Origin of the sequence: Microbacterium sp. TPD7012 (genome assembly GCF_003075395.1) — a bacterium.
Lineage (GTDB): Bacteria > Actinomycetota > Actinomycetes > Actinomycetales > Microbacteriaceae > Microbacterium.
Genome location: NZ_QDFV01000006.1, coordinates 50,658 through 70,682, shown reverse-complemented (window position 1 = coordinate 70,682; position 20,025 = coordinate 50,658). Strand labels below are relative to the sequence as shown.

Genomic DNA, 20,025 nt, shown 5'->3' with positions numbered 1-20,025 from the left:
CCGGTTCACCGGCCAGACACCTCATCGTGCCGCGTTCATGGTATCGATTCCGGCTGGGAAGCCCCGGGGATCGATGGCCCCGTTGTCATTTCGTGATCGACTACACACGCAACACTCAGGGTAGACGAACACGCCCGATGTGCGCGGAATCTGCGAGATCCGAGCGCGGATTGTGTCGCTGCGCCATCGGCGGAGGGCAACCCATTGATACCGTAGGACGGTGACTCCTTCCCCTGACGACCGCACCGACCAGGTGGACGATTCCGAGACCCCGCCGAAGAAGGCATCATCGGCGCGTGCGTCGACGGCGAAGCCGGGCGCCGCGGGTCGCCCCGCGACCAAGAAGGCGCCGGCCAAGAAGGCGCCGGCCGCGCGGACTCCTGCCAGGAAGACGACGCCGCGGACGCCGGCGAAGGCCTCGGCGGAGACCGCTGCCCCGACCGGCGAGGTCGTGATCGAACCCGCCGTCAAGCTGGTGATCGATGCACCGACGCAGACCGCCGCGGCGGCGCGCACCACCGCCGCTGCCCGCGCGGCGGCAGCGAAGAACACCGCGGCCAGGTCAGTGGCGGCGAAGTCCACCAAGCCCGCGGCGCGCGCGGCCACGGCGAGGGCCGCGGCCCCGAAGCCGGCGGTCTCAGGTGCCAAGGCGCCGGCAGCCAAGGCACCGACCGCCAAGCAGACGAGTGCGAAGACCTCCGCGGCCAAGACCGTCGCCGCGAAGTCCGCCGCGGCGAAGTCGGCGGCGGCCAAGACGACCGCTCGCACGGCATCGGCACGCTCGGCCTCGGCGAAGACAGCCGCGGCGAAGGCGGCGGCAGCCAAGGCGACCGCGGCCAAGGCTGCGGCGGCCGAGAAGGCGGCTGAGGCGAAGGCTGCAGCGGACGAGCTCGAGTCGAGCCTGTCTCCGGTCGTCGAGGGCGCTCCGTCCGTCGACGATGCGACGTCCGCTCACGAACCCGCTCGTGCGGAGGAGGCGCCGACGCCGCAGGAGCTGGTCGTCGAGGCGTCGGCCCCGGCCGAGCCTGTGGTCGAGGAGCCTGTCGCAGCCGCATCGGACGTCGAGGATCCCGCCGCCGAGCCCGCGGTCGAGGAGCTCGTGGTCGAAGAGCCGTCCGTCGAGGAGGCGGAGCTGGAAGAGGCGCTCGCCGATGCCTCTGTCGCGGACGAGGCCGTCGTCGAGACACCGGACGACGCCGTCTCCGGAGCGGACGCGGAGTCCGACGACGCGGCATCCGACGCCGTGGGACCATTCGGCGAGGCGGCCGCCACCGTCGCGATCAGCATCCGCGGACTCGTCAAGCAGTTCGGCGACAACCACGCCGTCGACGGGATCGACCTCACGGTTCCCGCCGGCTCGTTCTACGGGATCGTCGGTCCGAACGGTGCGGGCAAGACCACGACCCTGTCCATCGTCGCCGGCCTCCTGCGTCCGGACGCGGGCAGCGTGGTGATCTGCGGCATCGACCAGGCCAGGCAGCCGCTCGCGGCGAAGCGGGTGATGGGTGTCCTGCCGGATCGGCTCCGCACGTTCGACCGGCTCACGGGCCGTCAGCTCCTCTACTACTACGGCCTTCTGCGCGGCCTGGCCGCGGACGTCATCGAGAAGCGTGCCGCCGACCTCGCACGCGCCTTCGACCTCGGCGATGCCCTGAGCCGTGTCGTCTCCGACTACTCGGCGGGCATGACGAAGAAGATCATGCTCGCAGGGGCCATGATCCACTCGCCGCGCGTCCTGGTGCTCGACGAGCCGTTCGAGTCGGTCGACCCCGTCTCCTCGGCGGTCATCCTCGACATCCTCCGCGCCTACGTGTCGCACGGCGGCACCGTGATCCTCTCCAGCCACGGGATGGATCTCGTCGAGCGCGTGTGCTCCCGGGTCGCGATCATCGTCGGCGGTGAGGTGCTCGCCGAGGGCACGATCGACGAGGTGCGGGCCGGGCAGACGCTCGAGTCGCGCTTCGTCGAGCTCGCCGGCTCCAGCGGAGAGGTGGAGGGGCTCGAGTGGCTGCACACGTTCTCCGACTGAGGTTCGCACTTCTGATCGGATCGCTGCGCGGAGAACGTCGGGTTCGCACCCTCGTCACCTTCGCCGCGGTCGTCGCGGTCACGGTGGCCGTGTGCCTCGCCGTCTTCAGCCTCGCGGACGCTCCGGTGCCGGTCGCCCGCGCCGTCACCGTGCTCGGGGGAGCAGCGCTCCTGCTCGGCTTCCTCGTCGGACCGATCCTCGTCGGCGCGGTGGACCAGCTCGATCCGCGCCGGTTCGCCGTCTTCGGCGTCGACGAGCGACGGATGCCCTGGGTCCTCACCCTCGCCGCCTTCGTGAGCGTGCCGAGCCTGGCGCTCCTCGCCGTGTACATCAGCGTGTGCATCGTCGCCATCGAACTGGGCGCCCCGTGGCCGCTGGCCGTGCTCATGACGATTGTCGGCGTGGTCACCACGGTGCTCACGGCGCGCGTCGGCATGGCGATCAATGCGCTGCTGCTCCCGGAGCGCCGTTCCCGCGAGCTCACCGCATTGTTCGCGCTCGCTCTCATCGTGATCGCCTTCCCCGTGGCGGTCTTCTTCGCCTCGCTGCGCTGGGACGGACACGTTCCGGCATCGCTAGCAGCGCTGACCACGAGTGTCGGATTCACTCCGCTCGCCGCGTCGCCCGGCTTCCTCTTCGCGGTCGCCGCCGACGCCTCGGCGATGGCCTGGATCAGTGGGCTCGTCGCCGTGGCGACCGCGATTCTGCTGTGGGTCGTGTGGGCCTGGCTCGTCCGCCGTCTCCTGACGACCACCGAACGTCCCGTGGCCTCCCGCGAGCGGACCGGTCTCGGCTGGTTCGGGCTGCTCCCTTCGAACGCCTTCGGCGCGATCGCCGCACGCAGCCTCGTCTACTGGCTGCGTGACCGCCGGTACATCATGAACACCATCGTGGTCCCCGTGGCGGGCGTGCTGACGATCCTCCCGCTGATCGTCGCCGGCGTTCCTCTCGAGATCGCCGCGCTCGTCCCGGTCCCCGTGATGGCGCTGTTCTTCGGATGGCTGCCGCACAACGACGTCGCCTACGACTCCACCGCGCTGTGGACGCATGTCGCCAGCGGCATCCGCGGCCTCCCGGATCGGCTCGGCCGACTCGTGCCGGTGCTGCTGGTGGCCATCCCTGTGCTCGCGATCGCCATCCCGCTCACGCTGCTGCTGATCGGGGACTGGCGTCTGCTGCTGCCGCTCACCGGTCTCGCCGGCAGCCTGCTGTTCTCCGCGCTCGGCATCTCGAGCATCGTCTCCGTCGTCGCTCCCTACGCCGTGTCGCGACCGGGCGACAGCCCGTTCCAGCAGCCGCAGCGGCCGACCTCGCGCGGCATCTACGGCCCGGCGGCCGCCTTCCTCGGCGCGATCGTGCTGAGCCTGCCGACCGCCTGGCTGTTCGCTCTGACGATCGTCGAGGGCTCGTCGTACGCGCCGGCCGCTTTCTGGGTCGGGCTGCTGTCGGGCCTGGTCGTGCTCTGGCTCGGCGCCGTCATCGGCGGACGCATCTTCGAGCGCAGCGGGGAGCGGTTGATGGAGTTCGTCGAGACCGCGTGACGACCGCCCGCAGGCGACTCGACGCGGCTAGACTCACGGGATGAGTACTCCGCTGGACAGCCCCGATCAGGGCGGCGTGGCAACGCTTGATCGCGAACTGGAAGAGCTTCTCCGCGAGGAGAACCTCGAACCGGGCGACCATGAGCGCTTCTCGCATTATGTGAAGAAGGACAAGATCCTCGAGTCGGCGATCACCGGCAAGCCGGTGCGCGCCCTGTGCGGCAAGAAGTGGACGCCGGGTCGTGACCCGGAGAAGTTCCCGATCTGCCCCACGTGCAAGGAGATCTACGAGTCGATGGTCGGCTGAGCCGACCCGATTCAGCGCGCCTCGACGTAGACCGTCGGGATCGCCGGGTCCGACTTGCTGAGGGCGAGAGCCCGCACCGGGAGCTCCTCGCGCACGCGCAGATGATGCGCGCGCGCCGCAGCGGTACCGGCCACGCCCTCGTGAGCGGTGTCGATGTCGCCCGCCTCGACGAACGTCACCTGCAGCGGACGACCGTCCGGATGCTCGGCAGGCGTGTCCAGCTCTTCGAATCCATCGGAGACGACCACGGTCTCCGCAGAGGCGACGCCGTCGGCGAGGGTGCGGAACGCCGCCTTCCGTCCGCCATACGAGGCCTTGTCGGCCGAGGCCTTCGCCACCCCGATCCAGGCGCCGGTGGAGTCCTGCCTGGCCACGAGCTTGTAGACCATGCTCGCGGTCGGGTAGCCCGAGCCCGTCACGACGGAGGTCCCCACGCCGTAGGCGTCGACAGGCGAGGCCGCGAGGGCCGCGATCGCGTACTCGTCGAGATCGCTGGTCACGGTGATGCGCGTGTTCGTCGCGCCGAGCTCGTCGAGCTGCACGCGGACCTCTCCGGCCACGATCGGAAGGTCGCCGGAGTCGATGCGCACCCCGCCCAGGTCGGTGCCCGCGATGCGGATCGCGGTCTCGACGCCCGTGCGGATGTCGTAGGTGTCGACGAGGAGAGTCGTGCCTACGCCCATGCTCTCGACCTGCGCGCGGAAGGCGTCCTCCTCGGAGTCGTGCAGCAGAGTCCAGGAGTGCGCGGCGGTGCCCATCGTGGGGATGCCCCAGCTGCGGCCGGCCTCGAGGTTGCTGGTCGCACCGAAGCCGGCGATGTAGGCGGCACGCGCCGCGGCGACGGCGGACCGCTCGGCGGCGCGACGGGAACCCATCTCGGCCAGCGGACGCTCTCCGGCGGCGATGCTCATGCGCGCGGCGGCGGTCGCCACGGCGGAGTCGTGGTTGAGCACGCTCAAGGCGAGGGTCTCGAGGATCACGGCGTCGGCGAAGGTGCCCTCGACGGTGAGGATCGGCGACCCGGGGAAGTAGAGCTCGCCCTCGCGGTAGCCGCTGATCGACCCCGTGAAGCGGTAGTCCTCGAGGTGCTTCAGCGACGCGGCATCCACGACCTCCTCGTCGCGCAGGAACCGCAGCTCGTCGTCGCCGAAGCGGAACTCACGGAGCAGTCCGAGCAGGCGCCCGGTTCCGGCCACCACACCGAAGCGGCGGCCGCCGGAGAGGCGACGGGAGAACAGCTCGAAGACGCTCGGACGGAAGGCCGTCCCGTCCCGGAGCGAGGCCGCGAGCATCGTGAGCTCATAGCGATCGGTGAGCAGCGCCGTCGACGTGGTCATGCGCTCAGCATAGTGAGGCCCGGTAGGCTGGGGAGTCATGAACGACGCGCCGATCGGAATCTTCGACTCCGGTGTCGGCGGGCTCACGGTGGCCAGAGCCATCCGCGCCCAGCTGCCCCGTGAATCGTTCGTGTACATCGGCGACACGGCGCACTCGCCGTACGGCCCGAAGCCCATCGCCGACGTGCGCCGCTACGCTCTCGAGGTGCTCGACACGCTCGTCGATCAGGGCGTGAAGATGCTCGTGATCGCCTGCAACACGGCATCCGCCGCCATGCTGCGCGATGCTCGCGAGCGCTACGACATCCCCGTCGTCGAGGTGATCGGCCCGGCGGTGCGCCGCGCGGTGTCGACGACGCGCAACGGGCGCGTCGGAGTGATCGGCACCGTCGGCACGATCGGTTCGCGCGCGTACCAGGACATGCTCGAGGTGAACGAGCGCCTGGAGGTGTTCACGGCGGCCTGCCCGCGGTTCGTCGAGTTCGTCGAGGCCGGGATCACGGGAACCCCTGAGGTGCTCGCCGTCGCCGAGGAGTATCTCGCGCCGCTGCGGGACGCCGGTGTCGACACGCTCGTGCTCGGCTGCACCCACTACCCGTTCCTGCGCGGGGCGATCAGCTACGTCATGGGCGAGGGCGTCACGCTCGTCTCGAGCGACGACGAGACGGCGGGGGATGTCTACCGGCAGCTGGTCCGCGGCGACCTGCTGGCCTCGCCGGATGCGGCCTCGACCTACGTCTACGAGGCGACCGGAGCGTCCGCCGACGACTTCACCGCCCTGGCGAACCGACTGATGGGCCGCGAGGTCCGCGACGTGCAGCTCGTGCAGACCGGCGTGATCACTCTTCCCGAGTCCGTCTCCGAATCCCTCTGATCCGGCTCGACCACCCCTACCCGAAAGAAGCACATGACCGACATCGTCCGGGCCGACGGCCGCTCCACCGACCAGCTCCGCGAGATCACGATCGAGCGCGGCTGGAGCGCGCACGCCGAAGGCTCCGCACTGATCAGCTTCGGCGGCACGAAGGTGCTGTGCACGGCATCCTTCACCAACGGCGTGCCGCGCTGGCTCACCGGCAAGGGCAAGGGCTGGGTCACGGCCGAGTACTCGATGCTGCCGCGCGCCACGAACAGCCGCAACGACCGCGAGAGCGTGAAGGGCCGCATCGGCGGTCGCACGCACGAGATCTCTCGGCTCATCGGCCGGGCCCTGCGCGCGGTCGTCGACACCAAGGCGCTCGGCGAGAACACGATCGTCATCGACTGCGATGTGCTGCAGGCCGACGGCGGAACCCGGACCGCGGCGATCACCGGCGCCTACGTCGCCCTCGCGGACGCGATCGAGTGGGGTCGCGAGAAGAAGTTCATCGGCAAGAACTCGACCCCTCTGCTCGACTCCGTCGCTGCGGTGTCCGTCGGCATCATCGACGGCGAGCCGATGCTCGATCTGGCCTATGTCGAAGACGTGCGCGCCGAGACCGACATGAACGTGGTCGTCACCGGCCGCGGTCTCTTCGTCGAGGTGCAGGGCACGGCCGAGGGCGCTCCCTTCGACAAGCGCGAGCTGGATGCGCTGCTCGAGCTCGGCCTCGCCGGCTGCGCCGACCTGAAGGATCACCAGCTGACGGCGCTGGCCGCCGCGGCAGGCGAATGACGATGAAGGTCGTCCTCGCGACGCACAACCCGCACAAGGTCGCGGAGTTCCAGCAGATCGTCGCGCAGACGCGTCCGGATCTCGAGATCGTCGGCTACGACGGTCCCGAGCCGGTCGAAGACGGCGTGACGTTCGCCGCGAACGCGCTGATCAAGGCGCGCGCCGCGGCAGCCCACACCGGCCTCGCCGCGCTGGCCGACGACTCCGGGATCTGCGTCGATGTGCTCGGCGGATCTCCCGGCGTGTTCTCCGCGTACTGGGCGGGGCAGAAGAAGGATGCCGCGGCGAACCTGGAGCTGCTCCTGGACCAGCTGCGCGACGTCGCCGATCCGCACCGCACTGCGCACTTCACGTCGACCATCGCCCTCGTCACGCCCGACGGTCGCGAGGAGGTCGTCGAAGGCCTCTGGCCGGGGCGGCTCGCGCAGGCGACGTCCGGCGGAGGCGGCTTCGGCTACGACCCGATCTTCGTCCCCGACGGCCAACCTGAAGGTGCTGAGCGCACGGTGGGCGACTTCACGGCGGAGGAGAAGCAGGCGCAGTCGCACCGCGCGCGGGCATTCGCCGAGCTGGTGCCGCTGCTGGAAGGGCTCTGAGCGAATCGAGCTCCTGCTGAGACTGGTTCTCGTTACCCTTCCCGACTAGGCGGAATCGCCCTTGGAGCCCTGTCTGCCGGTCTAGCCTGGGGGCATGCACGATCACGCACCCGCCGCCGGCGGCATCCGCTCGGCGAGCAGCAGACGCCTCCTGGCGATCTCGCTGTCGCTGACCGCGACCGTCATGATCGTGCAGGTCGTCGGAGCGCTCCTCACCGGCTCCCTCGCGCTGCTCGCCGACGCGGCGCACATGTTCACGGATGCCTCGGCGCTCGTGATCGCGCTCATCGCGGCATCCGTCGCCGCGCGTCCGGCCGATGACCGGCGCACGTTCGGCTATCAGCGGGCCGAGGTCTTCGGCGCTCTGATCAACGCCGTGATCCTGATCGCCCTGGCGGCCTGGGTCGCCGTCGAGGGCATCGGGCGCCTCATCGATCCGAGCGAGGTCGAGGTCGCCGGCGGGCTCATGCTCGTCGTCGCCGTCGGGGGTCTGATCGCCAACGCGATCTCGATGTGGCTGCTGAGTCGCGCCCAGCGCACCAGCATCAACGTGCGCGGCGCGTACCTGGAGGTGATGGGTGACCTGATCGGCTCTGCCGCGGTCATCGTGGCCGCGGTGATCATCCTGACCACGGGATGGATGGCGGCGGACGCCATCGCCTCGCTGTTCATTGCCGCGATGATCATCCCTCGGGCGATCGCGCTGCTACGCGAGGTGTTCTCCGTGCTCGCCGAATCCGCGCCGAAGGGCACGGCGGTGAGCGAGATCCGCACGCACCTGCTCGCGTACGAGGGCGTCACCGGCGTGCACGACGTGCACGTCTGGCAGCTCACCCGTGGCGCCCCGGTGTTCACGGCGCACGTCAGCGTGGATCCGGCGCTCCTGGCCGATGGGCGCTCGGCGAAGCTGCTCTCCGAGATGCAGGCCTGCCTCGCGGATCATTTCGACGTGGAGCATTCGACGTTCCAGATCGAACCGGCCGAGCAGTCCGACTGCGAGCCGCACCACGCCTGACCGTCGTCAGGGTTCGACGACGATCTCGTCGGCTGTCTTGTCGGGCCGCAGACCTCGCCACCGCGCGTGCCGGAGAACGCCGTCGGGCGTCCAGTTCGCGAACTCGACTTCCCCGACGAGCTCCGGCCGCACCCACAGTGCATCGGAGGCATCGGGCGCCGGCACCCCGTCGAGCGGGGCAGAGGGCACGCGCAGCGGTTCGAGGCGGGTGAGGAGATCGCGCAGGATGCGCTCGGTGAACCCCGTGCCCACGCGTCCGACGTAGCGCAGCTCGCGACCGTTCGCCGGGTCCGGCACCGCGAGCAGCAGCGAGCCGAGCGTGCTCTCCCTGTCGCCCTTGCCGGGACGGATGCCGACGATCACGGCCTCCTGCATGCGCGTGTGCTTGAGCTTCAGCCAGGAGGGCGATCGCAGTCCCGGCCGGTACCGCGATGCCGGGTCCTTCGCGACGACACCCTCGAGACCGAACTGCTCACTGGCCGCGAGGGCGGCGTCGACGTCGTCGAAGACCGGCGGGACCTGGATCGGCGCGTCCAGGTCGGCGACGAGGTCCTCCAGCAGGGTGCGGCGCTGGTGCAGCGGCATCGACGTCAGGTCGTGCCCGTCGAGGCGCAGCAGGTCGAACAGCATGTAGACGATCGGCGTGTGCACCACCTCCCGCTCGATCTCGCGCAGTCGCGTGAGATGCATCCGGTTCTGCAGCAGGGAGAAGCTCGGCCGCCCCTGAGCGTCGAAGGCGACGATCTCACCGTCGACCAGGGCGTCCGTGGCAGGGAGGAACGGAGCGCCATCGGCGGTGAGTTCGGGGTAGCGCGCCGTGATGTCGGTTCCGCGGCGCGCGTGCAGCAGCATCCGTCCGTCCGCCCACGTTCCCATCGCGCGGATGCCGTCCCATTTGACCTCGACCCACGACGGGTCGCTGAGTGCGCGGGCGAGCGCGGGGGTGCCGTTCTCGGCGAGCATGGGCGCGAGAGTGGCGGTGGTCGTCCCGGACGCCGGTGCGGCGGCGATCCGCGGATGTCGCGAGGACCGTCGGGGAACGGCGGGCGCCGCCGCCGGAGCGGATGCCGGGGGAGAGACCGGGGCCCCGGGCTCCGGCCGTAACGCCGCCAGCGGGTCGATGCCGTCCGCGGCGCGGGCGAGCACCTCGTCGATGTCGAGCTGTGCCAGGTCGGGATCGTCGAGCTCGCCCCAGGTGCGTGGGGCGGCGACCCACGGCTGCGCGCGGCCGCGCAGCGAATAGGGCGAGATCGTCGTCTTCTTGCCGTTGTTCTGGCTCCAGTCGAGGAACACCTTTCCACCGCGGACCGCCTTCGACATGACGCTCGTCGCGAGGTCGGGGTGGTCGTTCTCGATGAGCCGCGCGAGCTCCTTCACCACGGCGGAGATCTCGTGACTGGTCTGCTCGCCGGGAAGGGCGGCGTACAGGTGGATGCCCTTGCTGCCGCTCGTGACGGGCAGCGGGTCGAGGCCCATGTCGGAGAGGATGCCGCGGGCGATGCGGGCGACCTCGGCGCACTGCGCGAGACCCACGCCCGGCCCCGGGTCGAGGTCGAGCACGAGTCGGTCGGGACGCCCGGGGAGGCCATCGGGGGCGAAGCGCCACTGGGGAACGTGCAGCTCGATCGCGGCGACCTGTGCGAGCCACACCAGAGTCGGCACGTCTTCGACGAGCGGATACTCCTTGGGTCCGTCGGAGTGCTGGATCGCCTGCCGCGGGATCCACTCCGGGGCTCCCGGCTCGAGCTGCTTCGTGAAGAACGCGTCGGCCGGAGCATCCGCCGTTCCGACCCCCTCCACCCACCGCTTGCGCGTGACCGGGCGGCCGTCGAGGAGGGGGAGCAGAAGCGGAGCGATCGCGGAGTAGTACGCGATGACCTCGCCCTTGGTGGTGCCGGTCTCGGGGTAGACGACCTTGTCGAGATTGGTCACGCGCAGACGGCGGCCGTCGACCTGCACCACCTGCGCTTCTCCGACCATGGAGCAAGCGTAGCCAGCCGCCGTCGTCAAGGGCTGGTCGTGACGGGTGTGGCTGGTGTTCACTGGGGGAATGAGGACGATCTGGAAGGGCGCGTTGACGTTCGGGCTCGTGAACGTGCCGGTGAAGGTGTATTCGGCGACCGAGGACCACGACGTGCCGCTGCATCAGGTGCACGAGAAGGACGGCGGGCGCATCCGCTACCAGCGCACGTGCGAGGTGTGCGGAGAGACCGTGGCCTACGCCGACATCGACAAGGCGTATGTCGAGGAGGGGCAGACGGTCGTGCTCACCAAGGACGACCTCGCCGCGCTGCCGGCGGAGAAGAGCCGCGAGATCGACGTCGTCGAGTTCGTGCCCTCCGATCAGGTGGATCTGCTGACGCTCGACAAGCCGTACTACCTCGAGCCCGACTCGAAGTCGGCGAAGGCCTACGTGCTGCTGCGCAAGACGCTCGAGCAGACCGACCGGACCGCGATCGTGCGCTTCACGCTGCGGCAGAAGACCCGGCTCGCGGCCCTGCGCGTGCGCGGAAAGGTGCTCGTGCTGCAGACCCTGCTCTGGGCTGACGAGGTGCGCGAGGCCGAGTTCCCCGCGCTCGACGAGGACGTGCGGATCTCGAAGAAGGAGCTCGAGATGTCCGCCGCCCTGGTCGACAGCTACTCGGCCGACTTCGATCCCGAAGCCTTCGTCGACGAGTACCAGAAGGAGCTGCGCACCCTCATCGACGCGAAGATCGAGGCAGGCGAGAGCTTCGAGATCGCCGACACCTTCGGCGAAGCGGATGCCGACAGCAAGAGCGGCGAGGTCATCGACCTCATGGAGGCGCTGCGCGAGAGCGTCGCGCGATCCAAGGAGAAGCGCGCGAGCGAGAAGCCGGCGAAGGCGAAGAAGCCGGCGAAGAAGACCGGCTGACCGCGCCGGCGGGCCTCAGCGCTTGCCGTCGCCGTCCAGGTCGGGAGCCCGCTCGAACACCTCGGGGTTCAGGGCGAGTTCCTCGGCCTCCCCGGCATCCGTCGTGACGTCTTCGCCCGCCGCCGCAGCCTTCTTGGCCTTGTGGCGCTCGGAGAAGTAGTGCCAGAGCGTGACCAGTGCCGTACCGCCGACTGCCGCGAGCAGGATCAGGTCGATGTAGCTCTCGACGAACGTCGCCACCGGCGGGATGAAGCCGATGAGGTATCCGAACATCGTCAGACCGAAGCCCCAGAGGATCGCGCCGATGAGGTTGTAGAGCGTGTACTTGCGCCACGGCATGTGACCGACACCCGCCGCGACCGGCGCGAACGTGCGCACGATCGGCACGAAGCGGGCGAGGATGACGGTGATGCCGCCGAAGCGCTCGAAGAACGCGTTGGTGCGCTCGACGTTCTTCTTGCTGAAGAGACCGGATTCCTTGCGCTCGAAGACCGCGGGTCCGCCCTTGTGGCCGATGACGTAGCCGACCTCTCCACCCACGAAGGCCGCGAGGCCGATCAGCAGGGCGACGATCCAGACGTTGACGCCGAAGACACCGTGCTCCGAGCCGGCGATCGGGTGTGACAGCAGCCCCGAGATGACGAGCAGCGTGTCGCCCGGCAGCAGGAAGCCCACGAGGAGGCCGGTCTCGGCGAAGACGATGAAGCACACCACGAGGAGCGCCCAGGGACCTGCGGTACCGATGATCGTCGCGGGGTCGAGCCAGGGGATGAGGGCGTTGGGTGCGTGCAGCATGGTTTCGAGCACAGGGATTCCCGTCGGTCGTTATTGGTCGGCGGTGTAACGGTGAGGATGCAGAAGCAGCCGTCGTGCGGAAGGTGGGACTTGAACCCACACGCCCTAGGGCACAGGAACCTAAATCCTGCGTGTCTGCCAATTTCACCACTCCCGCGCGGTGGAATCAGTCTACTGATCGGACAAACACGGATTCTGGAGATCAGCCCGCAGTTCCGGAGCGCTTCCGTTCTCCCTCTGTCGGGGGCTCTTCCACGTCGACGAGCCAGCCGACGCGTGATCGCCGCGGTCGGTCGGTCGGCGCACCCTCGAGTTCCGCGCGCCGCGCGACGACCCGGTCGACCGGCAGCCGCACACCGGCGACCGCCTGGAGTCGCGTCGTGTCGGGAACAGGCTCGAACGTCACTGACTCGTGCGGGCGTCCCGGCCTCGACGAGACCGGGACGCCCGCTCCACGACCTCGTGCGTCACCTCCTGCACCGCGGCGACCCTGCCGCGCACACGGTCCGCGTACTCGTGCTCATGGTGCGATTCCAGAGCGTCCACGGACGACGCCAGTTCGGTGCCGAGCGCGTCGACCAGAAGCACGGACTCGCGCGGCCGGATGCCGAAGTCGACCTCGTCTCCGACCGCGAACGGGTCGCCGCAGCACGCCCACTCCCACGGCGTCAACCACACACGCGTCATGCAGCGAGACTAACGCCGGTCTATCGGATCGCGTGCGACCACGTCGCGTCAGGCCAACGGGCCGGAGCCGGGGATGAGCGGCTCCTCCGGGTTCGGTGCCAGAGGCTCCTCCGGATGCGGGGCGAGCGGCTCCTGCGGCGTCGGGGTCAGCGGTTCGTTCGGGTGGGTCGGCGACGGCTCGTCGGGGAACGCGGGCGACGGCTGCGAGGGCGAGGGGACGGCGGGTCCGGGCGGGGTCTGTCCAGGGTCGGCGGGGCCGGGGCCGGTCGGCTGCTCGCCGGGCACAGAGGGGACGGGCGGGCCGGGAACAGGGGAGGAGTCGGTCATGACGGTTCCTTTCGCTGAGGTGATGCTCACGTTCCGGTCAGTCCACCACCGCGGGGTCCGAGAGGTCTGGCCCCTTGCGCTTCGCGGTGCGATGTGCGGGTCGTCGATCGCTCTGTGGATAACTTCCGAGGTGCACGCACGATTCTTGGCATGATGCCCGGGTGAGTCATCCGTCTGCCCTCGTCGCCGAACGCGTGCGATCGCGGTTGCGGGTCGAGGGCGTGGATCCGTCGATCGATCCGGATGCAGCTCGACGCATCGCCCAGGCGGAGGTGCGTCGTCATGACGACCATGCACTGTCCCGCGGCGAGGCCTTGATCGACGACGAGGTCGCCTGCGTGCGCGATGTGCTCGCGGCGGTGAGCGGGATCGGACCCCTGCAGCCGTTCCTGGACGACGCAGAGATCGAGGAGATCTGGGTGAACGGCGACGGTCACGTGCACGTCGCGCGCGGCGGAGTTACGGAGCGCACCGGACTGCGGCTCGCCGACACGACGGTGCGCGATCTGGTGGAGCGGATGCTGCAGCCCACCGGGCGCCGGGTGGACATCAGCCAGCCCTTCGTCGACGCCTCCCTGCCTGACGGCTCGCGACTGCACGTCGCGATCGCGGATGTCGTTCGAGGCTCCTGGGTGGTGAACATCCGCAAGTTCCTGCCTCGATACCGCACCCTGGACGCGCTGACGGCACAGGGCGCGATGCCGGTCGCGATCGCCGACCTGCTGCGTGACGCGATGCGGGGCGGTCGCAGCGTGATCGTGTCCGGCGCGACACACGCCGGCAAGACGACACTGCTCGGTGCGCTTCTGGCCTCCTGCGCGGATTCCCAGCGCATCATCACTGTCGAGGAGACCTTCGAGCTCGCTGTCGAGGGGACCGATCTCGTCGCTCTTCAGGGACGGCAGGCCGGCCTCGAAGGCACCGGGGAGATCACTCTGCGGCGGCTCGTGAAAGAGGCGCTGCGCATGCGCCCGGACCGGCTGGTCGTCGGCGAGGTGCGCGATGCGGAGGCGCTCGACCTCGTCCTCGCACTCAACACCGGGGTTCCCGGGGCGGGAACCGTGCACGCGAACTCGGCAACGGAAGCCTTGGAGAAGCTCGCGATCCTGCCGTTGCTCGCCGGACGGAACATCGATCGCACCTTCATCGCACCCGCGCTCGCCGCGGCGATCGACCTGGTCGTGCACTGTGCACGTGACGCGTCCGGACAGCGCCGCGTGCAGGAGATCGTCGCTCCGACCGGTGAGGTCGTCGAGGGAAGGATCAGGACTCGCACGCTCTATGACGCGGCGAGTCGAAGCGGGGTCGCGTCGTGACCGTCCTCATGGGCGCGCTGCTCGCCGCGGGCATCCTGCTGAGCCTGTCGCCGTGGATGTGGCCCGTGCACGACCGGGAGATGCACGCCGTCCGGAAGGGCCGTCTCGCGCGCCTGCTGGAAGAGGCCGGTGCGGATGCCGTGGCCCCGCGGGTCCTGATCGCCGTGATGCTCGCGGCAGCCCTGCTGGTCGCATCCGCCGTCTGGCTCGTCACCGGCATCGCCGTCCTGGCGGCCCTCGCCGGTGCGGCCGCGGGTGCGGCGCCTGTGATGTGGCTGCGAGGGCGCCGGCTGAGGCTGCGCCGCCTGCGTCGGCAGCTGTGGCCGGATGTCTGCGACCTGCTCATCGCCGCGATCCGCGTCGGTCTCTCCCTGCCTGACGCGGTGGCGGGGCTGGCGGAGTCGTCGCCGGCGATGCTTCGTCCCGCCTTCGTGGTGTTCGCGCGCGACCTGCGCGCCACGGGACGATTCGAGACCAGCCTCGACCGGTTGAAGACGTCGCTGGCAGACCCGATCGGCGACCGGATCGTGGAGACGCTGCGCATGGCGCGACAGGTCGGCGGCACCGAGCTCATCTCCGTGCTGCGCGCGCTCTCCTCGTCGGTGCGAGCGGATGCCGCACTGCGGGGAGAGGTGGAGGCGCGCCAGTCCTGGATCCGCGGTGCTGCGGTGCTGGGGGCGATCGCACCGTGGGTCGTGCTCGGTCTCCTCGTCATGAGGCCGGAGGGCGCCTCGGCCTACGGCACGCCAGAGGGCGTCATCGTGATCTGTGTCGGCGCCGCCGTCTCGGTCCTCGCCTTCCGGATCATGATCCGGATCGGCAGGCTGCCGGAGCCTCGGAGATGGTTCGGATGAGCGGACTCTCGGTTCTCGCGAGCGCGGTGCTGATCGGCGGAACCCTCGCGGCGGGGCTGCTGTGCATTCTGGCGGCGCTGCCACGGTGGCGGGCCGTCTCGCTGACCGTGCGCATCGCGCCGTATGTGCGCGACGTCGTCGCCGACGAGGACATGCCCCGTGGTCTGCTGCGGGGCGCGGGGATGCTTCCGGCAGGGAACCGGGGGCTCTGGCAGCGCGCGCAGCAGGGATTCGACCGGATGCTGGGCGGCGGGGAGATCCTGCGGCTTCGGCTGGCCCAGGCCGGGCTGTCCGCGGACCCTGTCGCGTTCCGGGGTCGTCAGCTGGGATGGCTGCTCGCCGGAATCAGCGCAGGAGCGCTCGCCGTGATCGCGCTGGCCGTCGCCGGCAGGATGTCCGCGCCCGTCATCGCCATCCCGATCCTCGCCGGGGCGACAGCCGCGGTCGGCTACGACATGCAGCTCTCGGTGCGGGCCAAGGCCCGCCGCGCTCGGCTCACCGACGAGCTCCCGACGACGCTCGAGTTCCTGGCCCTCTGTCTGTCGGCGGGTGAGGGCTTCCTCGATTCGCTGCGGCGGGTCGCCGCCGTCGGCTCCGGGGAACTCAGCGCAGAGCTGCGACAAGTCGTCCTCGCCGCGGGAACGGGTTCTCCTCTCGCGGATGCGCTGAGCGAGATGGCGACGCGCCTGCAGCTCCCCGGACTCGCGCGCGCCGTGGATCAGGTCATCTCCGCGCTCGAGCACGGTGCGCCACTCGCCGGCGTGCTGCACGCACAGGCAGGCGATGCTCGCGAAGACGCGAAGCGCACCCTCATCGAGCAGGCGGGGCGCAAGGAGATCCTGATGCTCCTGCCGCTGGTGTTCCTCATCCTCCCGCTGTCGGTGCTCTTCGCGATCTACCCGGGACTCTTCATCCTCCGGCTCGGCATCGGCTGACCGTTCACGAAAGGACGACCATGACGATAGACACGCACGACCTCCGACGAGGGGATCACCACACGCGCTGGTGGCGCGGAACACGCGGCTGGTTTCGCGACCTCGCCCGGGATGAGCGCGGGGACGTCCCCGGCTGGGTGCTGGTCACATTGATGACCGCAGGACTGGTCGTGCTGATCTGGGCGGTCGCGGGGCCCGCGCTCACCGCGCTGTTCGAGCAGGCGATCCAGCGGGTGTCCGGTCTCTGAGATGTGTGGCCCTCGGGTGCTGCACGACGAGCGAGGTTCGAGCCCGGTCGAGTTCGTGCTGGTCGGCACGCTCCTCACCGTGCTCACGCTGGCGGTGCTGCAGCTGGCGCTGGCCGTGTACGTGCGCAACGTCGTCCACGATGCGGCCGTCGAAGGGGCGTATCACGCCGCACTCGCCGACACGAGCCTGGAAGAGGGCGCGGAGCGGTCGCGGTCGGTGATCACCCGGGCGGTCGGCGCAGCGTATGCGGGGGACGTCATCGTCGGCACCTCGGAGGAACTCGGCCACGAGACCGTCGATGTGCGCATCCGCACGTCTCTCCCCGTGCTCGGGCTCATCGGAGTCCCCTACGCGCTGGAGGTGGAAGCGCATGCACCGGTGGAGAGCCTGGGCGAGGAATGACGAGGGGTCTGCGGCGCTTGAGTTCATCACCGTCGGCGTCATCCTGCTCGTCCCGCTCGTCTACCTGGTGATCGCGCTGGGCGCGATCCAGGAGCAGACGCTCGGCGCGGAGGCGGCCGCACGCCACACGGCACGCGCGATCGCGATGGCGCCCGATGCCGCCGCGGCCGCGGCGAACGGAGAGGCCGTTCTGGCGGGGATCATCGCGGAGTACGGGCTCGACCCGGAAGCGGTCGACGTCTCGCTCTCCTGCTCGCCCGCGGGCGTCGGCTGTCCGTCGGCGGGGGCGACGCTCATCGTGACCGTCGCCGCTCGCGTGCGACTGCCGCTGGTGCCCCCGATCTTCGGCCTCGACCGCGCGGCTTCCGTCACCGTGCAGGCAGCAGCCGCGCAGAAGGTGTCCCGGCTGTGGGGTGTGGGATGACCGCAGATCGCGCTCGCCGTGAGGGTGAGGAGGGGAGCGTCCTGCTCCTCACCCTCGGCTACGTGCTCCTGGCGGTCGCCGTCGTCTTCGTCTGCGTGTGCGCGACCGACCTGTACATCGCCCAGAAGCGGCTGGACGCGCTCGCCGACGCGGCCGCGCTCGCCGGAGCCGACGGATTCACTCTGCAGGTGAGCGGTGAAGACGTGCGCGCGGAGTTGACGGATGCCGGTGTGCGCGAGCAGGCTTCGGCCCTGATGGACGCGCTCCCCGGTGACGCCGCGCTCGCCTCCGCCGGCACTCCCGACGGCGTCTCGGCTCGCGTCACGCTCACGACGACCTGGAATCCGCCGCTGCTCTCGCTCTTCGTGCCCGAAGGCGTGGAGTTGGCGTCGACGGCGACGAGCCGCACGGCACTCGAATGAGGCTTCCGGTCTTGCCTCGATCGCGACAGGATGAGGCATGGCCTTCCGTGCCCGCTCGTTCATCCGCTCGCTGACCTGTCTGCTGACGGCGGTCGTCCTGACGTCGTGCGCGGTGCCGGAGCCGGCTCCGACGCCCGAAATGGCGCCCCTTGCGGATCAGCTGGTCGGCGAATGGGTCGCGGAGACGACCGACGAGGCTCGATTGCGCATCGACGCCGACGGGACGTTCAGCATCGCCGGACTCTGCGTCGCCTCCGGAAACTGGTCGATCGGCGGCGACGAGGTCACGGCGACGACCACGAGCCTGCCGGACATCGGCGGGTGCCCCGACGCGTTCGCGATCGAACGGACGGGCATCACCTCGGTCGAACTGGTCGACGCCGATGAGCTGCGCATGCTCGACGACGAAGGCGCTCATGCCACCTTCCACCGCGCAGACTAGCGCTGCGATCGCAGCCGTTCGAGAAGTCCCGCCAGCCGCGGCTCGAGCTGCGGCGGCACCTCGGCCGGCAGTGCGTCGACAGGCCACCAACGCGCATCCTCCGACTCGTCGCTCACGCTCAGCGCGAGCTGCGGGTCGACGATCACCGCGATCCCGATGTCGAGGTGCGAGGCGCAGCGGCCGAACCGGGACGAGAGCCCGTGGTGGTCCAGGTCGTAGGCCAGGGGAGAGGTCGGCACGGCCGTCTCGATGCCGGTCTCCTCGCGCAGCTCGCGCAGCGCGGCCTCCATGATCGACGCGTCACCGTCTTCCGCGTGCCCTCCCGGTTGCACCCAGAACCGCCCCTTGCCGTGGAAGACGAGCAGCGTCTGCGTGAGCGTCTCGTCGAACACGACGCACGAGGCGGTCGCATGGTCGGGGCCGGACTCGCGCCGCACAGGCCCGTCGTCGCCGGAGAAGAACGAGGCGAAGTCCTCCTGCGCAGCGCGTTCCCGCTCCGACCTCGGCAGGTAATCGGCGACCAGCCGATGCACGTCGGCGGACAGCATCCGGCTCATTCGTTCTCCTTCTCCGGCCGCGCCCGCGGCACGAACTTCGGGATCCAGCGCAGGAATCCCGCAGCGCCGAGAAGGCTCACGACGCCCATCGCGGCAGCCGCGAACGGCAGCGCCGACACCGCGGTGATCGCGGCGACCAGGAGCGGAGCGATCGCTCCACCGGCATCCGTCAGCGTCCGCCAGGAGCCGAGGAACGCCGCCGGCTCGCGCTTCGGCGCGACATCGGCTCCGAGGGTCAGGAGGATCCCGCTCGACAGTCCGTTCCCCACGCCCAGCACTCCCGCGAACAGGCCGAACCAGAGCACCGACGCCTCGAGGTCATGCGTGAACGACATCGCGAGGAACCCCGCGCCCATCAGCACCATCGCCGGCATCGCCGCCCACAGGCGGCCAAAGCGGTCCATCACCTGGCCGCTGGCGTAGAAGAGAGCGAAGTCGATCGCGCCGGAGACACCGACCACGATCGCGATCGTCGAGGCGTCCAGCCCGAGCGACAGCCCCCACAGGGGGAGCACGACCTGCCGTGCCGACCGCACCGCCGACAGCGAGGCCGCAGCCAGCCCGAGACGCCCGAGCACGGCGCGCTGCCGCCACATGGTCTGGAAGATGCCGGCGCGCTCGATCGTGGGGATCGATCCGCTCACCGCCTCACCGGAATCCTCCGCGTAGCGCACGGGTGTCGTCGTCGTGACCGGCGGGATCGTCTTCTCGGGGTCGGGACCGAGCAGCACGAGCAGCACCATCGCGACCAGGCAGCCCAGGAAGAACCAGATCGCCGCCTGCTCGCTGCCGAAGAGCTGCAGGAGGCCGGCGGCCACGAACGGGCCGATGAAGATGCCCAGACGGAAGCTCCCGCCCAGCAGCGAAAGCGAACGCGCCCGGAATGCCACGGGCACGCGCGTGGTCATGAAGGCGTGCCGCGCGAGACCGAACGCCGCCGCGCACATGCCCAGCACGAAGACGGATGCTGCGAGCACGCCGAGCGACGGGGCGAGCACCATGCCGACAGCGGCGAGGATAGAGATGACCCCGGCGATCACCATCGTGAACCTCTCGCCGATGCGGCCGACCGCCCAGCCGGCGGGGAGATTGCCACACAGCTGACCGATCACGAGGGCAGACGCGACGAGCGCCGCGAAGGCGACATCCGCTCCCATCGAGGCGGCGATCACCGGGATGAGCGGGATGACCGCGCCTTCGCCGAGCGCGAAGAGGATCGTCGGCAGGTACACCATCGGCCCGA

Annotated in this window: 23 protein-coding genes and 1 tRNA gene; 16 read left to right on the top strand and 8 right to left on the bottom strand. The window is 70.0% G+C overall.

Annotation, left to right across the window (positions count from 1 at the left end; genetic code table 11):
* The first annotated feature begins 220 nt into the window (after positions 1-220).
* The 3 genes from DC434_RS20380 to DC434_RS16330 are packed head-to-tail and all read left to right on the top strand — an operon-like array spanning position 221 to position 3,877.
* Positions 221-2,029, top strand: a complete 1,809-nt coding sequence (locus DC434_RS20380) for an ABC transporter ATP-binding protein (protein ID WP_243408976.1) — start codon at positions 221-223, stop codon at positions 2,027-2,029.
* Positions 2,005-3,570 (top strand): hypothetical protein, encoded by a 1,566-nt coding sequence (locus tag DC434_RS16335; protein ID WP_116636374.1) that lies wholly within the window; start codon positions 2,005-2,007, stop codon positions 3,568-3,570. The genes DC434_RS20380 and DC434_RS16335 overlap by 25 nt, the downstream gene beginning before the upstream one ends.
* Positions 3,571-3,610: 40 nt before the next feature.
* Positions 3,611-3,877 carry a DUF3039 domain-containing protein gene (locus tag DC434_RS16330; RefSeq protein ID WP_028503536.1) on the top strand — a complete coding sequence of 89 codons (267 nt, stop codon included), beginning with the start codon at positions 3,611-3,613 and terminating at the stop codon, positions 3,875-3,877.
* An 11-nt stretch (positions 3,878-3,888) separates the two neighbouring features.
* Here DC434_RS16330 and DC434_RS16325 read toward each other — a convergent pair whose 3' ends face one another.
* The gene (locus DC434_RS16325) at positions 3,889-5,214 is read right to left on the bottom strand and encodes a nicotinate phosphoribosyltransferase (RefSeq protein ID WP_116636373.1); all 1,326 of its coding nucleotides are present in this window, start codon (positions 5,212-5,214) and stop codon (positions 3,889-3,891) included.
* A gap of 37 nt (positions 5,215-5,251) precedes the next feature.
* On the opposite strand from DC434_RS16325, the gene murI reads away from it, so the two are divergent.
* The 4 genes from murI to DC434_RS16305 all read left to right on the top strand — a co-directional run bounded on the left by murI (position 5,252) and on the right by DC434_RS16305 (position 8,479).
* Positions 5,252-6,088: a glutamate racemase gene (gene murI / locus DC434_RS16320; protein WP_116636372.1), complete on the top strand. Its 837-nt coding sequence runs from the start codon at positions 5,252-5,254 to the stop codon at positions 6,086-6,088.
* A gap of 33 nt (positions 6,089-6,121) precedes the next feature.
* Entirely contained in the window at positions 6,122-6,868 is a 747-nt protein-coding gene (gene rph, locus DC434_RS16315) for a ribonuclease PH (RefSeq protein ID WP_116636371.1), read from the top strand.
* Positions 6,865-7,464: an RdgB/HAM1 family non-canonical purine NTP pyrophosphatase gene (gene rdgB, locus DC434_RS16310; RefSeq protein ID WP_116636370.1), complete on the top strand. Its 600-nt coding sequence runs from the start codon at positions 6,865-6,867 to the stop codon at positions 7,462-7,464. The genes rph and rdgB overlap by 4 nt, the downstream gene beginning before the upstream one ends.
* A gap of 94 nt (positions 7,465-7,558) precedes the next feature.
* Entirely contained in the window at positions 7,559-8,479 is a 921-nt protein-coding gene (locus DC434_RS16305; RefSeq protein ID WP_116636369.1) for a cation diffusion facilitator family transporter, read from the top strand.
* A gap of 6 nt (positions 8,480-8,485) precedes the next feature.
* Here the strand turns inward: DC434_RS16305 and ligD are convergent, their stop codons facing one another.
* Complete coding sequence (gene ligD, locus DC434_RS16300; protein ID WP_116636368.1) at positions 8,486-10,459, bottom strand: non-homologous end-joining DNA ligase; 1,974 nt, start codon at positions 10,457-10,459, stop codon at positions 8,486-8,488.
* Positions 10,460-10,529: 70 nt separating this feature from the next.
* On the opposite strand from ligD, the gene DC434_RS16295 reads away from it, so the two are divergent.
* On the top strand, positions 10,530-11,372 hold the full coding sequence (locus DC434_RS16295; RefSeq protein ID WP_116636367.1) for a Ku protein: 843 nt from the start codon (positions 10,530-10,532) through the stop codon (positions 11,370-11,372).
* Positions 11,373-11,387: 15 nt separating this feature from the next.
* Here the strand turns inward: DC434_RS16295 and DC434_RS16290 are convergent, their stop codons facing one another.
* From DC434_RS16290 to DC434_RS20185, 4 genes are all read right to left on the bottom strand, one after another.
* The gene (locus tag DC434_RS16290; protein ID WP_165808105.1) at positions 11,388-12,167 is read right to left on the bottom strand and encodes a VTT domain-containing protein; all 780 of its coding nucleotides are present in this window, start codon (positions 12,165-12,167) and stop codon (positions 11,388-11,390) included.
* A 75-nt stretch (positions 12,168-12,242) separates the two neighbouring features.
* Positions 12,243-12,324 (bottom strand) — tRNA-Leu (locus DC434_RS16285).
* 245 nt (positions 12,325-12,569) lie between these two features.
* Positions 12,570-12,854: a DUF6578 domain-containing protein gene (locus tag DC434_RS16275; RefSeq protein ID WP_116636365.1), complete on the bottom strand. Its 285-nt coding sequence runs from the start codon at positions 12,852-12,854 to the stop codon at positions 12,570-12,572.
* A 48-nt stretch (positions 12,855-12,902) separates the two neighbouring features.
* Complete coding sequence (locus DC434_RS20185; protein ID WP_165808104.1) at positions 12,903-13,181, bottom strand: hypothetical protein; 279 nt, start codon at positions 13,179-13,181, stop codon at positions 12,903-12,905.
* A gap of 161 nt (positions 13,182-13,342) precedes the next feature.
* Between DC434_RS20185 and DC434_RS16265 the strand changes: the two genes are divergently transcribed.
* Genes DC434_RS16265 through DC434_RS16230 form a run of 8 tightly spaced genes read left to right on the top strand, consistent with a single transcriptional unit; the run spans position 13,343 to position 18,225 of the window.
* Complete coding sequence (locus tag DC434_RS16265; protein ID WP_116636363.1) at positions 13,343-14,497, top strand: ATPase, T2SS/T4P/T4SS family; 1,155 nt, start codon at positions 13,343-13,345, stop codon at positions 14,495-14,497.
* Positions 14,494-15,351, top strand: coding sequence for a type II secretion system F family protein (locus DC434_RS16260; RefSeq protein WP_116636362.1), 858 nt, complete (start codon positions 14,494-14,496; stop codon positions 15,349-15,351). The genes DC434_RS16265 and DC434_RS16260 overlap by 4 nt, the downstream gene beginning before the upstream one ends.
* Positions 15,348-16,286, top strand: a complete 939-nt coding sequence (locus tag DC434_RS16255) for a type II secretion system F family protein (protein ID WP_116636361.1) — start codon at positions 15,348-15,350, stop codon at positions 16,284-16,286. The genes DC434_RS16260 and DC434_RS16255 overlap by 4 nt, the downstream gene beginning before the upstream one ends.
* 20 nt (positions 16,287-16,306) lie before the next feature.
* Positions 16,307-16,534, top strand: coding sequence for a hypothetical protein (locus tag DC434_RS16250; RefSeq protein ID WP_243408975.1), 228 nt, complete (start codon positions 16,307-16,309; stop codon positions 16,532-16,534).
* Between the two features lies 1 nt (position 16,535).
* On the top strand, positions 16,536-16,937 hold the full coding sequence (locus DC434_RS16245) for a TadE/TadG family type IV pilus assembly protein (protein WP_116636360.1): 402 nt from the start codon (positions 16,536-16,538) through the stop codon (positions 16,935-16,937).
* Positions 16,906-17,361 (top strand): TadE family protein, encoded by a 456-nt coding sequence (locus DC434_RS16240; protein WP_116636359.1) that lies wholly within the window; start codon positions 16,906-16,908, stop codon positions 17,359-17,361. The genes DC434_RS16245 and DC434_RS16240 overlap by 32 nt, the downstream gene beginning before the upstream one ends.
* Positions 17,358-17,783: a pilus assembly protein TadG-related protein gene (locus DC434_RS16235; RefSeq protein ID WP_116636358.1), complete on the top strand. Its 426-nt coding sequence runs from the start codon at positions 17,358-17,360 to the stop codon at positions 17,781-17,783. The genes DC434_RS16240 and DC434_RS16235 overlap by 4 nt, the downstream gene beginning before the upstream one ends.
* Before the next feature lie 37 nt (positions 17,784-17,820).
* Positions 17,821-18,225 carry a hypothetical protein gene (locus DC434_RS16230; RefSeq protein WP_116636357.1) on the top strand — a complete coding sequence of 135 codons (405 nt, stop codon included), beginning with the start codon at positions 17,821-17,823 and terminating at the stop codon, positions 18,223-18,225.
* Here DC434_RS16230 and DC434_RS16225 read toward each other — a convergent pair.
* Together DC434_RS16225 and DC434_RS16220 are read right to left on the bottom strand one after the other, a co-directional pair.
* Complete coding sequence (locus DC434_RS16225) at positions 18,222-18,782, bottom strand: NUDIX domain-containing protein (RefSeq protein ID WP_116636356.1); 561 nt, start codon at positions 18,780-18,782, stop codon at positions 18,222-18,224. The genes DC434_RS16230 and DC434_RS16225 overlap by 4 nt on opposite strands.
* Entirely contained in the window at positions 18,779-20,017 is a 1,239-nt protein-coding gene (locus tag DC434_RS16220; RefSeq protein WP_116636355.1) for an MFS transporter, read from the bottom strand. The genes DC434_RS16225 and DC434_RS16220 overlap by 4 nt, the downstream gene beginning before the upstream one ends.
* Positions 20,018-20,025: the final 8 nt, after the last annotated feature.

Bases quoted from the DNA above. Each gene is read 5' to 3' on its own strand.
- DC434_RS16245 (WP_116636360.1), top strand. From the start codon at position 16,536: ATGTGTGGCCCTCGGGTGCTGCACGACGAGCGAGGTTCGAGCCCGGTC.
- rph (WP_116636371.1), top strand. From the start codon at position 6,122: ATGACCGACATCGTCCGGGCCGACGGCCGCTCCACCGACCAGCTCCGC.
- DC434_RS16240 (WP_116636359.1), top strand. From the start codon at position 16,906: ATGCACCGGTGGAGAGCCTGGGCGAGGAATGACGAGGGGTCTGCGGCG.
- DC434_RS16305 (WP_116636369.1), top strand. From the start codon at position 7,559: ATGCACGATCACGCACCCGCCGCCGGCGGCATCCGCTCGGCGAGCAGC.
- murI (WP_116636372.1), top strand. From the start codon at position 5,252: ATGAACGACGCGCCGATCGGAATCTTCGACTCCGGTGTCGGCGGGCTC.
- DC434_RS16275 (WP_116636365.1), bottom strand. From the start codon at position 12,854: ATGACGCGTGTGTGGTTGACGCCGTGGGAGTGGGCGTGCTGCGGCGAC.
- DC434_RS16330 (WP_028503536.1), top strand. From the start codon at position 3,611: ATGAGTACTCCGCTGGACAGCCCCGATCAGGGCGGCGTGGCAACGCTT.
- DC434_RS16250 (WP_243408975.1), top strand. From the start codon at position 16,307: ATGACGATAGACACGCACGACCTCCGACGAGGGGATCACCACACGCGC.
- DC434_RS16295 (WP_116636367.1), top strand. From the start codon at position 10,530: ATGAGGACGATCTGGAAGGGCGCGTTGACGTTCGGGCTCGTGAACGTG.
- DC434_RS16325 (WP_116636373.1), bottom strand. From the start codon at position 5,214: ATGACCACGTCGACGGCGCTGCTCACCGATCGCTATGAGCTCACGATG.
- DC434_RS20185 (WP_165808104.1), bottom strand. From the start codon at position 13,181: ATGACCGACTCCTCCCCTGTTCCCGGCCCGCCCGTCCCCTCTGTGCCC.
- DC434_RS16290 (WP_165808105.1), bottom strand. From the start codon at position 12,167: ATGCTGCACGCACCCAACGCCCTCATCCCCTGGCTCGACCCCGCGACG.
- rdgB (WP_116636370.1), top strand. From the start codon at position 6,865: ATGACGATGAAGGTCGTCCTCGCGACGCACAACCCGCACAAGGTCGCG.
- DC434_RS16235 (WP_116636358.1), top strand. From the start codon at position 17,358: ATGACCGCAGATCGCGCTCGCCGTGAGGGTGAGGAGGGGAGCGTCCTG.
- DC434_RS16230 (WP_116636357.1), top strand. From the start codon at position 17,821: ATGGCCTTCCGTGCCCGCTCGTTCATCCGCTCGCTGACCTGTCTGCTG.
- DC434_RS16255 (WP_116636361.1), top strand. From the start codon at position 15,348: ATGAGCGGACTCTCGGTTCTCGCGAGCGCGGTGCTGATCGGCGGAACC.
- DC434_RS16225 (WP_116636356.1), bottom strand. From the start codon at position 18,782: ATGAGCCGGATGCTGTCCGCCGACGTGCATCGGCTGGTCGCCGATTAC.
- ligD (WP_116636368.1), bottom strand. From the start codon at position 10,459: ATGGTCGGAGAAGCGCAGGTGGTGCAGGTCGACGGCCGCCGTCTGCGC.
- DC434_RS16220 (WP_116636355.1), bottom strand. From the start codon at position 20,017: ATGGTGTACCTGCCGACGATCCTCTTCGCGCTCGGCGAAGGCGCGGTC.